Raw genomic sequence first — 14800 nt, forward strand, 5'->3', positions numbered from 1 at the left:
TCGACCTTCTCCTGACGGTGTCTTTGTTGCGGTCGCGGGCGTGTCCCGCGACAGCGATGAATCGTTGCAGGAGGGTCGCAAGCAGGAACGGCGCGCCCTGGCGCGCCGGTTGGAGGATGCCGCCTTTGACGAGGCCTGGGCCCATTGGCCCTGGCTGCTCGCGGCGGTGGCCTTGCCGCTCGTCGTCTCTGCGGCGGGCCGCACCATCTCGTCGGGACTACTGCTCTGGTTTGTGGGCGTCGCACTGCTGGCCAGCGGATGTGTCTGGACCGCGCGGGACATGTCTCATCGACTGTCGCGCCCGGGTGTCCGCGCGTCGCTGCACACGCCCAAGGGGCGGCGCCTGATGTTGCTGCAGGGCGCCGGATGTCTGGCGCTGCTCTGTCTGCATCCCTGGGTCGCCGAAATGCCTGGCGCCCGGGCGCCGTTGGCCGGGCCGTTGCTGGCCGCCGCCTCCACGGTGATGGCGGTCCTGCTGGCGCCGATGGGGCGCGGCGCGGCGGCAGTGGCCTTGCTGCCGGCCTCCGAAGGCCTGGCCCGGCTGATGCAGGACGGCGGTCTGGAACGGCCACTTCAGGGCGCGGCGTGGTTCGCCGCAGCGACGGCAGTGGCCGGACTGGCCTTGCTGGAGCACCACCGCTGGCACCGCAATCAGCATTGGGTGATGCAACGGGATGACCAGGTCATCGAGCTGGGGCAGCAGCGCGACGATGCCCTGCGGGCCGATCAGGACAAGAGCCGCTTCCTGGCGATTGCCAGCCATGACCTGCGCCAGCCGGTGCACGCATTGGGCCTGTTTGCCGCGACGCTGGAGCGCCGCCTGCAGGGCAGCGCGGAAGAGCCGCTGGTGCGCAATGTCATGCGCTCGATCGAAGGGCTGGAGCGCTCGTTCAATGCAATGCTGGACATCTCGCGACTGGACGCCGGCACCGTCGAGCCCAACATCCAGCATTTCCCCTTGCGGGACCTGTTTCGCCGGCTGCACATGCATTACGCCGGTCAGGCGGAAGCCGCCGGCCTGGGGCTGCGGTTTTCGCCGGGCGGCAAATCGATCAGCAGCGATCCGCAATTGCTGGAGCGCATCCTCGGCAACCTGGTGCAGAACGCGCTGAAATACACCGAACACGGCGGCGTGGTGGTGGTGGCTCGCACCACGGCGACGCACATCAATGTCGAGGTCTGGGACACCGGCATCGGCATCAAGCCGGCCGACCTGCCTCGCATCTTTGCGGAGTTCTACCAGATCGGTCATGGCGAGCGCAGTCGCGCGCAGGGGCTGGGCATGGGCCTGGCGATCGTCAAGCGACTGGCCCATCTGCTGGGCTATCCGCTGATGGTCTCGTCGCGCCCGGGCAAGGGCACGATGTTCCGGATCGGCATTCCGATCGGGGAACTCTCCGAGATCCAGGATGTGATCGGCGCCGCCGACACCATCCCCATGCCGGTGATGGAGCCGCGCTCGGTGTTGGTGATCGATGACGAGGAGCCAATCCGGGAGGGCTTGCGGATCCTGCTGGAAGAGTGGGGTTATGAATCCCGACAGGCGGCCACGGCCGAGGAAGCCGAGCAGATCGTGCGGTCTCGCGCCATGGTGCCGGACCTGATCCTGTCCGATCTCCACCTGGGGGAGGGGCCGGACGGCATCTCCGCCATTCAGGGCGTGCGGCGTCTGCTGGGCCGCGATGTGCCCGCCATCCTGGTCACCGGCGACACCAGCCGGGAGGAATTGCGCCGCGCGACCGACAGCGGACACACCGTGCTGTTCAAGCCGCTGCAGCCGCGCAAGCTGTTCAATGCGCTCCGGGGCATGGTCTCCTGAGCGGTGCCGGGCCTGATTCGGCCCCGGAACGGGGCGAGGCGGGGCCTCTTGTCGCCTGATTGACCACCCTGTCAGGGGTGATCCCCTCAGAAAGTGACTTTCGACCACTGCGCTTTGCGGCCGGGATCAATAGAGTCCAGCACATCCTCTTTGACCTGTGCTTATCGCCTCCAATGGCTGACCTTGATCTCGACGCGCTGCTGGTTTCCCTCCAGGACGATGCCCCTTGCGGCCCGGACCTGGAGTACGACGCTGCCTTCCTGGCGCTTCAGACCGCCGGTGAGGGCAAACCCGAACAGCAGTACGGCGACACAGTCATCCCCGCCGAAGAGCCCGACTGGATCAAGGTCCAGGAACAAGCCCTGGCCCTGGCCCAGCGCACGCGCGACCTGCGCATCGCGGTCTACCTGGTCCGCAGCGCCGCCCGGCTTCAGGGCTACGGGGCTGCCTTGCAGGCCCTGCGACTGACCCAGGGGCTGCTGGAGCAGCATTGGGCCCATGTCCATCCGCAGCTCGATGCCAGCGATGGCAACGATCCCACCATGCGTCTGAATGCGCTGCTGCCGTTGGTCAGCAACGCGGGCGCCCTGGCCGACCTGCGTGCCGCCAGCCTGACCGGCCAGCGCGGCGGTCCCCGGGTGCGCGACATCGAACTCGCCTTCGGTGGCGCCGATCCGATGGACGGTGAATCCGTGCCGTCTCCCCAAGGCCTGCTGGACGGCCTGTCCGCCCAGGCCGCGCAGGATCCCTCGCTGGTGGATCGCCTGTCCGCCGGCGTGGCCGCGGCGCAGGCGCTGGGCGCGGCCATTGAACAACACCTCGGCCCTGGACAAGGGCCGGACATCGCGCCGCTGGTGCGCCTGCTCAAGCCGCTGGCTGCGGTGGCGGCTCAACTGGGTGGCGGTGCCGCCCAGGCCGCGACCGACGGTGGCGCGGACGGCGTTGGCGCTGCCGATGTCGTGGCCACGCCGGGACGCGTCGTGGCCGGCGGCAGTGGCGTCATTGCCAGCCGCGAGGATGCGATGCGGGCGCTGCAGCGCGTCTGCGAATGGATCGAACACAACGAGCCCAGCAATCCGGCGCCGCTGCTGATCCGCCGCGCACAGCGCCTGATGAGCAAGAACTTCATGGACATCATTCGAGATCTCGTGCCGGACGGCCTGCATGAGATCGAGAAGCTGGCCGGCAGTCCCGAATGAGCCGAACCGCGGTCCTGTGCCTGAGCGGCGCCGCGTGCTGATCCCGCCTCCCGGATCACGCACCCAGCGACGACCTCAACCCAGACCGCCCGACCGCCCGATTCGATAGCCGACCCGCGACCGATCACCCTTCCAACAACAACGCCGCCCGACGACACCCACCCCAAGGAGCAGCCATGGCCACCAGCAGCCAGAAGTTCATTGCCAGGAACCGCGCCCCGCGCGTTCAGATCGAATACGACGTGGAGCTGTATGGCGCCGAGAAGAAGGTGCAATTGCCCTTCGTCATGGGCGTGCTGTCGGACCTGTCCGGCAAGCCGTCCGAGCCGCTGCCGCCGGTGTCGGACCGCAAGTTCCTCGATTTCGACGTGGACAACTTTGACGCCCGCATGAAGGCGATGAAGCCCCGCGTCGCCTTTGCCGTGCCCAACACGCTGACCGGCGAGGGCAACCTGATGGTGGACGTCACCTTCGAGAGCATGGACGACTTCTCGCCCGCCGCCGTGGCGCGCAAGGTCGACGGCCTGAAGCAACTGCTGGAAGCGCGTCAGCAACTGGCCAACCTGATCACCTACATGGATGGCAAGGCCGGCGCCGAGCAACTGATCGCCAAGGTCGTCAAGGACGAGGCGCTGCTGAAGTCCCTGGCTTCCGCACCGCAAAAGCCTGACGCGCAATAACGCCCACCATCCCCCTGCACGCATCGGGAGCACCCACCATGGCCGAAGAGACCCTCGCCCAATCAGCCGCCTCACTCAAAGGCATCGAGTACGAAGGCGGCGAGTTCGCGCAGCTGCTGAACAAGGAATTCAAGCCCAAGACGGATGAGGCCAAGTCCGCCGTCGAACAGGCGGTGCTGACGCTGGCGCAGCAAGCGCTGTCGCAGACGCAACTCATCGGCAGCGACATCATTGTCTCGATCGAGGCGATGATCGCCGAGCTCGACAAGAAGCTGTCCGACCAGGTCAATGCCATCCTGCACCATGCCGAGTTCCAGCAACTGGAAAGCGCCTGGCGCGGCCTGCACTATCTGGTCAACAACACCGAGACCGACGAGCAGCTCAAGATCCGCGTGATGAGCATCTCGAAGAACGACCTCGGCAAGACGCTCAAGCGCTACAAGGGCGCGGCCTGGGATCAGAGCCCGCTGTTCAAGCGGGTCTATGAAGAGGAATACGGCCAGTTCGGCGGTGAGCCCTTCGGCTGCCTGGTCGGCGACTACTACTTCGACCACAGCCCGCCGGATGTCGAGCTGCTGGGCGAAATGGCCAAGGTGTCCGCGGCCGCGCATTCGCCCTTCATCGCAGCGGTCAATCCGTCACTGATGCAGATGGGCTCGTGGCAGGAGCTGGCCAATCCGCGTGACCTGACCAAGATCTTCGGTACGCCGGAATACGCCGCCTGGAAGTCGCTGCGCGAATCCGACGATGCGCGCTACATCGGCCTGGCCATGCCGCGTTTCCTGGCGCGCCTGCCCTATGGCGCGAAGACGAATCCGGTCGAGGAGTTCAACTTCGAGGAAGAGACCGGCGGCGGCAACCACAACGCCTACACCTGGGCCAATTCGGCCTATGCGATGGCGGCCAACATCAACCGGTCCTTCAAGAGCTACGGCTGGTGCACCCGCATCCGCGGCGTGGAATCGGGCGGCGCGGTCGAGAACCTGCCGGCCCACACCTTCCCGACCGACGAGGGCGGCGTGGCCATGAAGTGCCCGACCGAGATCGCGATCAGCGACCGCCGCGAGGCCGAGCTGGCGCGCAACGGCTTCATGCCGCTGGTCCACCGCAAGAACTCCGACTTCGCCGCCTTCATCGGCGCCCAGTCGCTGCAGCGCCCCGCCGAGTACGACGATCCGGACGCCACCGCCAATGCCAATCTGGCGGCGCGGCTGCCCTACCTGTTTGCGTGCACCCGTTTCGCTCACTACCTGAAGTGCATCGTGCGCGACAAGGTCGGCTCCTTCAAGGAGCGCAGCGAGATGGAGCGCTGGCTCAACAAGTGGATCATGAACTACGTCGACGGCGATCCGGCGAATTCGTCCGAGACCACCAAGTCACAGAAGCCGCTGGCCGCGGCCGAAGTGCTGGTCGAGGAGATCCCCGGCAACCCCGGCTACTACACCTCGAAATTCTTCCTGCGTCCGCATTACCAGCTCGAAGGCCTGACCGTGTCGCTGCGACTGGTCTCCAAGCTGCCGTCGGAAAAGGGCAAGTGAGGCGAGGGCGCGGTCGCATCGTGACCGTGCCGTGGCTTCACCCGGCGGCAGCTGCCGCCCCCGTTTGACGACGACGTTTCCACACTTCCCCTCATGCCCGGCCATTCCGGTCCGGGCATGTTCAAGGTTCCGGGCCCCCCGGCCCGTTTTTTGAGCCCCGCACGCGTTGACGCGGGGCTCGTTCCCACGAGTCCATCAAGGAGAGACCGACCATGACGATCGACGCCAATCTGAAGCTCGCCGGTGTTGAAGGCGAATCCACCCACAAGGACCACAAGGGCGAGATCGATCTGCTCGCCTGGTCCTGGGACGTGCGCCAGGAAAGCACGGCTGCCTCGGGCTCCGGCTCGGGCAAGGGCAAGGGCATTCCCGGCCAACTGGTGTTCGCGCACTACTACGACAAGGCCTCCCCGGTCCTGGCGAAGTTCTGCGCCAACGGCAAGCACTTCGACACCGCCGTCATCACCTGCCGCAAGGCCGGTGAAGGCCAGCAGGACTTCCTGAAGGTCACGCTCAAGCAAGTGCTGGTGACCTCGGTGTCCCCGTCCGCCAGCAGCGGCGGCGACATCTCGGAAAGCGTCTCGCTGAGCTACGCCGACATCGAGTTCGAATACAAGGCCCAGGACCCCAAGGGCGGCCTGGGCGGTGCGGTGAAGTTCGGCTGGAACGTCGCCACCACCGAAACCCGTTGATGACGGCGGGGCCGCGTGAGCGGCCCTGGACGACACCCCATGCGGCCCGCCCCACCGGGCGGGCCGCCCTCGCGCATGGCGGCCTCGCGTCGCCGTGCCGGAGCAAGACATGCTGATGAATACCGGCGGCGCCGCCAGCGCCGACATGTACCTGGACCTCACCCTCAAGCGGGCCGGCAAGGTCAAGGGCGAGTCCACCTCCACCGGCCATGCCAACGACATCGTCGTGCACGGCTTCAGCTGGGGCGTGGGTGCGGCGGGCGATGCGGTCGTCGGTCAAGGCACCGGACGTCGCAGCTATCGCCAGTTGGTCATTACCAAGGGGCTGGACAGTGCCAGCACCGCGCTGATGAGCGCCGTGGCCAGCAATGACGAAGTCCGCAGCGCCAAGCTGTGCCTGCGCAAGGCCGGCGGCGAGCAGCAGGACTACTTCACCCTGACGCTGGAAAAGGCCCGTGTGGCCGCTTATGACATCGAATCCGCGGACGACGGCTCACCCGTCGAACGCATCACCTTGAGCTTCCAGAAGGTCGCCATCGAATACCGTGTGCAGGGCATGACCGGCCAGGTCGGCGGCACCCACAGCTTCAACGACGACCTGACCTGAGGACTGCGATGAGCGCCGTCGAGCAACTGATCGCTGCCGGGCAGCCCACGGCCGCGCTGGCCGAGCTGCAGCAGCTGGTGCGCCAGCGTCCGCAGGACGCCAAGCTGCGCGTGCTGCTGTTCCAGCTGCTGGCCGTGTCCGGCCAATGGCCGCGCGCCGCAGCGCAGCTGGAAGTCTGCGGTGAGCTGGACGACAGCACCCTGGCCATGGTCAACACCTACCGCGAGGCGCTCAAGTGCGAGCTGGTCCGCGAGGCGGTGTTCGAGGGCAAGACCACGCCGATGGTGATGGGCGAGCCCGCCGAATGGGTGGTCTCGCTGATCCAGTCGCTGAAGATGGATGCCGACGGCGACACCGCCGCCGCGGCCACGCTGCGCGCGCAGGCCCTGGCGCAGGCGCCCGCCACGCCGGGCACGCTGGACGGACAGCCCTTCGAATGGCTGTGCGACGGCGATTCCCGCCTCGGCCCCTTGCTGGAGGCGGTCATCAACGGACGCTATTGCTGGGTGCCGTATGCGGCGCTCGCAAAGATCCAGATCGAGCCGCCGGAGGATCTGCGCGACCTGGTCTGGATCCCGGCACACCTTGAATTCCCCAACGGTGGAGCCTCGGTCGCCTTGATTCCGACGCGTTATCCGCGCAGCGCCGCACTCGGCGATGAGCGCGCCTGGATGGCGCGGCTGACCGAGTGGCAACCCATCACCGATGACCATTTCGCCGGCGTCGGCCAGCGCGTGCTGATGACCGACCACGGTGAGGCAGGATTGCTGGATGTCCGTCTCATCGAATTGAGGAATTGAATGCGCGCTCCGTCTCCCCGTCCCGTGGCCGCCCTGGCCGTTGCTTCCCTGGTGAGCGCCGTGGCGTTGGCGGCCGGACTGGCGCCGAGCGCCGCGATGGCCGATGCCGCGCCGGCGAAGGCTTCTGCCAAGGCCGGCACCAAGGCCTCGGCCTGGCGCACCCTGACACCGACCAGCTGCAAGCCGCTGAGCGCTGAAGAAGGCAAGCACATGCCGGATGCGTGGGGCCCGTACCTGGGCGCGGCACGCCGTTGCGACCTGACCCCGGCCGGCGGCCCGGCGCAGGTGTCGCTGATTTCGGTCTTTGTTGAAGACTTCTATCGCGGCAAGCCCGACAACGCCCCGTGGGAGAACTTCCCCAAGCCGATGCTGGTCGACCGCGATTTCCGCTGCCTGGGCGGCTTGCGGGAGCTCTATCCGTACGACCAGCCGCGCGAACTCCAATTGCGGCACGGCCTGTGGAAGGCCGGTGTGCCGCAGGAAATCCGCGTCCAGGTCTCCAACCCGGCCGTCGGCGGCGATTACGCGCTGCCGGTGCTGCGCTGGGACGCCCAACAACATCTCTACCAGGCCTCCGGGCCCAAGACCGACGAGGATCCCACATGTCCGACGCCCTGAGCGCTCCCCAACAAGACGCCGTCGACAAGCTCAAGACGGCGGCCGCCGAAGCGGTCTCCAAGTACCCGGCGTCGTGCAGCCACGCCGCCTGGCATGTGATCAAGGCCTTCGTGCCGGATCAGCCCTATCGCACGGCCAATGACCTGGTCAATGCGCTGGACCAGGACCGTCGCTGGAAGTCGGTGCCGGTGGCCGAGCTGGCCGAGCGCGCCAGCCGCGGCGAGCTGATCGTCGGCGGGCTGAAGACCAATCCGAACGGCCATGTGATCGTGGTCTATCCGGGTCAGCCCAAGCCAGCGGGCGGTTATGCCTACACCTCGGGTGGTCGCTCGCAGACCATGCGTTCGCGCGGCATGTACGCACGGGCCATGTCCACCTCGCTGGGCGGCTGGGCCGGCGCCAAGAGCAACGGCGACAAGACCGTGTGGGATTCCTGGGCCAACGACGCCAAGTTCGCCGAAGTGAAGTTCTGGCGCCTGGACACCGCCGCAGGCCAGTGATCGCGTGAACACGATCACCCGCGATCGCCTGCAACCGGCCCTGCTGGACCGGCTGACCGATGACGACCCCTACCGCCGCGAAGAGGCGGAAGAGCGTCGGATGATGACCAAGTCGCAGCTGCGCCAGGCGGTGCTGCGCGACCTGGGCTGGCTGTTCAATGCGGTGCAGCCGCTCGGCCGCCTGATGGAGCAGCATCCGCAGGTGGGTGACAGTGTGCTGAACTTCGGCCTGCCGGCGCTGTCGGGGCAATTGGCATCGAAGGTGGACGTCAGCCTGCTGGAGAAGACGATTCGCCAGGCCATCCTGCGCTTCGAGCCGCGCATCCTGCCGGAGTCGCTGGAGGTGCGCGCGCTGGAAGCCAGCAGCGTGCTGGACACCCACAACGTGATCGAGTTCGATATCCGCGGTCACCTCTGGGCCCAGCCGGTGCCGCTGGAGATCCTGCTGCGCACGCAGATGGATCTCGAAGCCGGCCAGGTCGAGGTGCGGGAGGCCTGAGCCATGGACCCGCGCCTGCTGCGTCTCTACAGCGATGAACTGACCCACCTGCGCGAGGTGGGGGCCGAGTTCGCGCGCGAATTCCCCAAGATCGCTGCCCGGTTGGGCATGGAAGACAACGAGGTCGCGGACCCGTATGTCGAGCGCCTGATGGAGGGCTTCGCCTTCCTCGCCGCCCGCGTCCAACTGAAGCTGGATGCCGAGCATCCGCGGCTGATCTCGCACCTGCTCGAATCGATCTATCCGAATTTCCTCGCGCCGGTGCCGTCGATGATGGTGGCCCGCTTTGCGGTGGACACCACCGATCCGAATCTCTCCAAGGGCTATCCGGTGCCGCGCGACAGCGTGCTGCAGTCCGGTCTGGCGCGCGGCCAGGACACCCGCTGCGAATTCCGCACCGCCCATGCGGTCACGCTCTGGCCGATCGAGCTGGTCAGCGCCCAGTACTTCACCCATGCGCCCGATCTGCCGATGGCTCGGCTGTACGAGGCCGCCGGCCAGCGTGGCGGCCTGCGGCTGCGGCTGCGCACTGGCGGCGGTCTGACCTTCCGTCAGCTGCGGCTGGATCGGTTGCCGCTCTACCTCAGCGCGCCGGACGATGTCGCCTTCCGCCTGCACGAGCTGGTGCTGGGCCACGCCATGGGCAGCCTGGTGTACGGGGAGGGCATCGATGCCACCACCGTGTCGGCCCAGTGGCGTGCCGCGACCAGCGTGCAGCCGGTCGGTTTCGGCTCGGACGAGGCGCTGCTGCCCGAAGCCCACCGGTCGTTCTCCGGATGCCGGCTGCTGCAGGAAGCCGCCGCCATGCCGCGCCGCTTCCTGTTCTTCGAGATCACCGACCTGGCCGACCGGCTCGCCCGCATCGATGCCCAGGAGGTCGACCTGGTGCTGTTCTTCGACCGCGGCGATGCGGCGCTGGAAGCCCTGGTCGATGTGAACAGCCTGGCGCTGCACTGCACCCCGGCCATCAACCTGTTCCCGAAGCGGCTGGATCGCATCCAGCTCGGCCCGGGCAGCTGGGAATATCACGTGGTGCCGGACCGCACCCGGCCGATGGACTTCGAAGTCCACAGCCTGCAGTCGGTGATCGGCTACGGGGCCGGCCAGATCGGACAACAGAGCTTCTGGCCGCTCTATGCCACCTATCACGAGGCCCCGTCCGACACGCCCGGCTTCTACACCGCGCGGCGCGAACCGCGGCTGATGTCCTCGCGCCAGAAGGACCAGGGTCCGCGCACCGCCTATATCGGCGACGAGGTGTTCCTCTCGTTGGTTGATCCGCGACAGGCGCCGTATCGCGAAGACATCCGGCAGCTGTCGGTGTCGGCGTTGGTCACCAACCGCGACCTGCCGATGCTGCTGCCCCACAACGGCAGCGGCGGCGCCGGGGCCTGGCGACTGGATGCGGCGGGCCCGGTGCTGCGGGTCGATTCGATGCATGGCCCGACGCGTCCGGTCAGTCGCCAGCCGGCGGGTGATCCGGGCTGGAGCCTGGTCGGCCTGCTGACCCTCAACCAGTTGCCCTGGGCCGATGAAGCCCCCGCGCAGGCCGCAGCCACGCTGCGCCGCCTGCTGCTGCTCTATGGGCCGCCGGGTGATGCGGCCTGGCAGCGGCAGGTCGACGGGGTGCGCACCGTGGTGGCGAAATCGGTCGTGCGTCGTCTGCCGTTTGGTGGACCGCTGACCTTCGGCACCGGCTCGGAGATCGATCTGGAACTGGACGAACTGGCCTTCCAGGGGCACAGCGCCTTCCTGTTCGCCAGCGTGCTGGAGCGCTACTTCGCTCGGCATGCGGCGATCAACACCTTCACCCAGCTGAGCCTGCGCACCACCCAGCGCGGGCCGATCAAGCGGTGGCCGCCGCGCGTCGGGGGGCAGGACGATGTGACCACGGAGCGCCAGCCGTGAGCGCGAGCGGGGCCGCTTCCGGACCGGGGCCGATGCCGCCGTCCGCAGCGGCAACGGCCGTGGCGCCCGGCGGCGCAGGCAAGGCGCCCGGTGGAGCCGTGGGCGCGGCGGCTGCGTCTGCCTCTACCGCCGCTTTTGTGGCTGCGTCGATGGCCGGCACCAAGGCGGCGCAGGCGGCTGCGCTGCAGGACCTGTTCGCCCGGGTGGAGGCCGCGCCCTGGGCGCATGACTTCTTTGCGTTGCTGCGCCGCGTGGAGGGCTTGACCCCGGACGCACCGCGCCTGGGCCGCGGCGCCCGGCCGTCGCAGGAGGCCATCCGCTTGGGCGAGGAGCCTGAGCTGGACTTCGCGCCGGCCGCGCTGGCCAGTCTCACCACCGGCAAGGGACCGGCGCCCCGTCTGGGCGTGCGTTTCTTCGGGCTGCTGGGGCCGCAGGGGCCGATGCCGCTGCATCTGACCGAATATGCGCGGGAGCGATTGCATCAGCGCGGCGATCCGACGCTGACCCGATTCCTTGACGTCTTCCATCACCGGCTGCTGCTGTTCTTCTATCGCGCCTGGGCGCAGTCCCAGCCCGCGGTGCAGCATGACCGGCCGGAGAGCGACCGTTATGCGGCCTGGCTGGGCGCGGCGGTCGGCCTGGATGGGCGGCTTCGTCCGCAGGACTCGCTGCCGCAGACGGCGCGGCTGTTCAATGCCGGCCTGATGGGCGGGCAGGCTCGCCACCCGGAAGGCCTGGCCAAGATCCTGTCCCAGCACTTCGGTGTGCCGGTGCGCATCGAGCAGCATGTGCCGCACTGGTTGCCGGTGGAAGACAGCGAGCGCACCCGGCTCGGCCATGCGCGCAACCGGCGCGAGCGCATCGGCGCCACGCCGGCGGCCTTGGGCCGCAACACCAGCATCGGCAACAAGGCCTGGGACCGGCAGTTCCGGTTCCGCGTCGTGCTGGGGCCGCTGTCGCGCGAGAAGTACGAGCAATTCCTGCCGGATGGCTCCGCCTGGCGGCCGCTCAACGACTGGATCCGCCAGTACGTGGGCCACGGCCTGTGGTGGGAGATCCGCCCGCTGCTGCGGCGCGAGGCCGTGCCGGCCGCCGCCCTGGGTCGCCATGTGCGACTGGGCTACACCTCTTGGGCCGGTCGCACCGGACACGGCCCGCAACGATACGACCGGGGCGACCTGCGCCTGCGGCCGGACCATCTGCCCAGGACGACGCCCGCCGCCGCTCCCCAGGCAGGCGGTGCCGGCGGCGCGCAGCCACGCCCCTCACAGGGAGCAAGACCATGAGCGAAATCTCGCGCACCAGCCTGTTCGGCAAACTCAATCCGCTGGCCTACAAGGCCATCGAAGGCGCCACCGTCTTCTGCAAGCTGCGCGGCAATCCGTATGTGGAGCTGCAGCACTGGCTCTATCAGATCCTCAACACGCCGGACTCGGACGTGCACCGCATCGTCAAGCAGTACGGCCTGGATGCGGCCCAGCTGTCGGCCGACCTGATGGCCTCGCTGGACCGGCTGCCGCGCGGCGCGAGCTCGGTCACCGACCTGTCGAGCTGGGTGGAGAACGCGGTGGAGCGCGGCTGGGTCTACGGCTCGCTGATGTTCGGCGACACGCAAGTGCGCACCGGTCACCTGATCGTCGGCCTGCTGAAGACGGCCTCGATGCGCAATGCGCTGCTGGGCATCTCCAAGCAGTTCGAACGGGTGAATGTCGACGACCTGAGCGAGAACTTCCTGCGCCTGCTCGAAGGCTCGCCGGAGGCGGCGATGCGGGCCGCCGAGCCCGGCGCCGCGCCCGGCGATGCCAGCGGCGCGATCGCGCCTGCGGCCATGGGCAAGCAGGAGGCGCTCAAGCGCTTTGCGGTGGACCTGACCGAGCGCGCTCGCAACGGCGAGATCGATCCGGTGGCCGGCCGGGATGAGGAGATCCGCCAGATCGTCGACATCCTGATGCGCCGTCGCCAGAACAACCCGATCCTCACCGGCGAGGCCGGCGTCGGCAAGACTGCGGTGGTGGAGGGCTTTGCCTTGCGCCTGGCGCAGGGCGATGTGCCGCCGCAGCTCAAGGATGTGTCGCTCTACATGCTGGACATCGGCCTGCTGCAGGCCGGCGCCAGCATGAAGGGCGAGTTCGAGAACCGCCTGCGCGGCGTGATCGACGAGGTGCAGGCCTCCCCGAAACCCATCATCCTCTTCATCGACGAAGCCCACACCCTGATCGGCGCCGGTGGCGCGGCCGGCACCGGCGATGCGGCCAATCTGCTCAAGCCGGCCCTGGCGCGCGGCAAGCTGCGCACCATTGCCGCGACGACCTGGGCCGAATACAAGAAGCACATCGAGAAGGATCCGGCGCTCACCCGTCGCTTCCAGGTGGTGCAGGTGCCCGAACCCGATGAGGCCAAGGCGGTGCTGATGCTGCGCGGTGTCGCGTCGATCCTGGAGAAGCACCACCGGGTGGCGCTGCTGGACGAGGGCATCGAGGCCGCAGTGCGGCTGTCGCATCGCTACATCCCGGCCCGCCAGTTGCCCGACAAGGCGGTGAGCCTGCTGGACACTGCCTGCGCCCGGGTCGCGGTGAGCCAGCATGCGACGCCGGCCGAGCTCGAGGACTGCCTGCGCCGCATCCAGGCACTGGACGTCGAGCGCGAGATCATCGGCCGCGAAGCCGCCATCGGCCTCGATGTGGGCGATCGGCAGCGCCGCGTCGCCACCGAGCTGGATGAGGCCCAGACCCGTCGCGCCCAGCTCGAGGAGCGGCATGCGAAGGAGAAGGCGCTGGTCGACCGCGTGCTGGCGCTGCATGCGCTGCTGCGCAAGTCGGGTGAGGGCGCGCCTTCGGATGACGAGCGTGTGACCCTGCTGGCCGAGCTGCAGGACCTGCGTCGCCAACTCGCCGAGCTGCAGGGCGATGCGCCGCTGATTTTGCCGACGGTGGACGAGCAGGCGGTGGCGGCCGTGGTTCAGGACTGGACCGGGATTCCGGTCGGTCGCATGGTCCGCAATGAACTGCAGGCGGTGCTGCAACTGGCGGAGACGCTGAATCAGCGCGTGGTCGGTCAGCGGCATGCGCTGGACATGATCGCGCGCCGGATCGAGGTGTCGCGCGCCCGGCTGGACAACCCCAACAAGCCGATCGGCGTGTTCATGCTGGCGGGCACCTCCGGTGTCGGCAAGACCGAGACGGCGCTGGCCCTGGCCGAGGCGCTGTACGGCGGCGAGCAGAACGTCATCACCATCAACATGAGTGAGTTCCAGGAGGCGCACACCGTCTCCACGCTCAAGGGCTCGCCCCCCGGTTACGTGGGCTACGGCGAGGGCGGCGTGCTGACCGAGGCGGTGCGTCGCCGGCCCTACAGCGTGGTGCTGCTGGACGAAGTGGAAAAGGCCCACCCGGATGTGCACGAGCTGTTCTTCCAGGTCTTCGACAAGGGCTGGATGGAGGATGGCGAGGGCCGCTACATCGACTTCAAGAACACCATCATCTTGCTGACCAGCAATGCGGGCAGCGACCTGATCATGAAGCTGTGCGCCGACCCCGAGCTGATGCCCGAGCCCGAAGGCATTGCCAAGGCGCTGCGCGAGCCGCTGCTGAAGATCTTCCCGGCGGCGCTGCTGGGTCGTCTGGTGACGATTCCCTACTATCCGCTCAACGAGGAGATGCTGGGCCAGATCGTCCGCCTGCAGCTGGGCCGCATCCAGCGGCGCGTCAGCGAGAACCTGGGCGTGCCGTTCAGTTTCGACGACGACGTGGTCAAGCTGGTCATCAGCCGCTGCAACGAAGTGGAGAGCGGCGGCCGGGTCATCGACGCCATCCTCACCAATACCGTGCTGCCGCGCATCAGCCGCGAATACCTGACGCGTCTGACCGAGGGCCATTCGATTGAGCGTGTGGCGCTGGCGGTCAAGGATGGGGATTTCGAGTACGTGTTCGACTGAAGGTTG

At 68.0% G+C, this 14800-nt stretch carries 13 protein-coding genes; all 13 read left to right on the forward strand.

Annotated features, from left to right (window positions below):
- Positions 1-40 precede the first annotated feature (40 nt).
- Positions 41-1819, forward strand: a complete 1779-nt coding sequence (locus tag N4261_RS12295) for an ATP-binding response regulator (RefSeq protein WP_261760422.1) — start codon at positions 41-43, stop codon at positions 1817-1819.
- 173 nt (positions 1820-1992) lie between these two features.
- Positions 1993-3018 carry a type VI secretion system protein TssA gene (tssA, locus tag N4261_RS12300; protein WP_261760423.1) on the forward strand — a complete coding sequence of 342 codons (1026 nt, stop codon included), beginning with the start codon at positions 1993-1995 and terminating at the stop codon, positions 3016-3018.
- Positions 3019-3194: 176 nt separating this feature from the next.
- Positions 3195-3698, forward strand: a complete 504-nt coding sequence (gene tssB / locus N4261_RS12305) for a type VI secretion system contractile sheath small subunit (protein ID WP_261760424.1) — start codon at positions 3195-3197, stop codon at positions 3696-3698.
- A 38-nt stretch (positions 3699-3736) separates the two neighbouring features.
- Positions 3737-5236 carry a type VI secretion system contractile sheath large subunit gene (gene tssC, locus N4261_RS12310; protein ID WP_261760425.1) on the forward strand — a complete coding sequence of 500 codons (1500 nt, stop codon included), beginning with the start codon at positions 3737-3739 and terminating at the stop codon, positions 5234-5236.
- 212 nt (positions 5237-5448) lie between these two features.
- Positions 5449-5928 (forward strand): Hcp family type VI secretion system effector, encoded by a 480-nt coding sequence (locus N4261_RS12315; protein WP_261760426.1) that lies wholly within the window; start codon positions 5449-5451, stop codon positions 5926-5928.
- Between the two features lie 109 nt (positions 5929-6037).
- Positions 6038-6535, forward strand: coding sequence for an Hcp family type VI secretion system effector (locus N4261_RS12320; RefSeq protein WP_261760427.1), 498 nt, complete (start codon positions 6038-6040; stop codon positions 6533-6535).
- A gap of 8 nt (positions 6536-6543) precedes the next feature.
- A complete protein-coding gene (locus N4261_RS12325; protein WP_261760428.1) occupies positions 6544-7335 on the forward strand; it encodes a type VI secretion system accessory protein TagJ in 792 nt (263 codons plus the stop codon).
- Positions 7336-7953, forward strand: coding sequence for a hypothetical protein (locus tag N4261_RS12330; RefSeq protein ID WP_261760429.1), 618 nt, complete (start codon positions 7336-7338; stop codon positions 7951-7953).
- Positions 7938-8453, forward strand: a complete 516-nt coding sequence (locus tag N4261_RS12335) for a hypothetical protein (RefSeq protein ID WP_261760430.1) — start codon at positions 7938-7940, stop codon at positions 8451-8453. The genes N4261_RS12330 and N4261_RS12335 overlap by 16 nt, the downstream gene beginning before the upstream one ends.
- A 4-nt stretch (positions 8454-8457) precedes the next feature.
- Positions 8458-8952: a type VI secretion system baseplate subunit TssE gene (tssE, locus tag N4261_RS12340; RefSeq protein WP_261760431.1), complete on the forward strand. Its 495-nt coding sequence runs from the start codon at positions 8458-8460 to the stop codon at positions 8950-8952.
- Positions 8953-8955: 3 nt separating this feature from the next.
- Positions 8956-10860, forward strand: a complete 1905-nt coding sequence (gene tssF, locus N4261_RS12345; RefSeq protein WP_261760433.1) for a type VI secretion system baseplate subunit TssF — start codon at positions 8956-8958, stop codon at positions 10858-10860.
- Positions 10857-12146, forward strand: coding sequence for a type VI secretion system baseplate subunit TssG (tssG, locus tag N4261_RS12350; protein WP_261760434.1), 1290 nt, complete (start codon positions 10857-10859; stop codon positions 12144-12146). Before tssF ends, tssG begins: the two co-directional genes overlap by 4 nt.
- Entirely contained in the window at positions 12143-14794 is a 2652-nt protein-coding gene (gene tssH, locus N4261_RS12355; RefSeq protein WP_261760435.1) for a type VI secretion system ATPase TssH, read from the forward strand. Before tssG ends, tssH begins: the two co-directional genes overlap by 4 nt.
- The last annotated feature ends 6 nt before the right edge of the window (positions 14795-14800 follow it).

The sequence above is a fragment of the Roseateles amylovorans genome (assembly GCF_025398155.2).
Lineage (GTDB): Bacteria > Pseudomonadota > Gammaproteobacteria > Burkholderiales > Burkholderiaceae_C > Roseateles > Roseateles amylovorans.

Excerpts from the sequence above, each read along its gene's own strand:
- tssB (WP_261760424.1), top strand. The coding sequence starts at position 3,195 with ATGGCCACCAGCAGCCAGAAGTTCATTGCCAGGAACCGCGCCCCGCGC.
- N4261_RS12325 (WP_261760428.1), top strand. The coding sequence starts at position 6,544 with ATGAGCGCCGTCGAGCAACTGATCGCTGCCGGGCAGCCCACGGCCGCG.
- N4261_RS12330 (WP_261760429.1), top strand. The coding sequence starts at position 7,336 with ATGCGCGCTCCGTCTCCCCGTCCCGTGGCCGCCCTGGCCGTTGCTTCC.
- tssF (WP_261760433.1), top strand. The coding sequence starts at position 8,956 with ATGGACCCGCGCCTGCTGCGTCTCTACAGCGATGAACTGACCCACCTG.
- tssA (WP_261760423.1), top strand. The coding sequence starts at position 1,993 with ATGGCTGACCTTGATCTCGACGCGCTGCTGGTTTCCCTCCAGGACGAT.
- tssC (WP_261760425.1), top strand. The coding sequence starts at position 3,737 with ATGGCCGAAGAGACCCTCGCCCAATCAGCCGCCTCACTCAAAGGCATC.
- N4261_RS12335 (WP_261760430.1), top strand. The coding sequence starts at position 7,938 with ATGTCCGACGCCCTGAGCGCTCCCCAACAAGACGCCGTCGACAAGCTC.
- N4261_RS12315 (WP_261760426.1), top strand. The coding sequence starts at position 5,449 with ATGACGATCGACGCCAATCTGAAGCTCGCCGGTGTTGAAGGCGAATCC.
- N4261_RS12320 (WP_261760427.1), top strand. The coding sequence starts at position 6,038 with ATGCTGATGAATACCGGCGGCGCCGCCAGCGCCGACATGTACCTGGAC.
- tssH (WP_261760435.1), top strand. The coding sequence starts at position 12,143 with ATGAGCGAAATCTCGCGCACCAGCCTGTTCGGCAAACTCAATCCGCTG.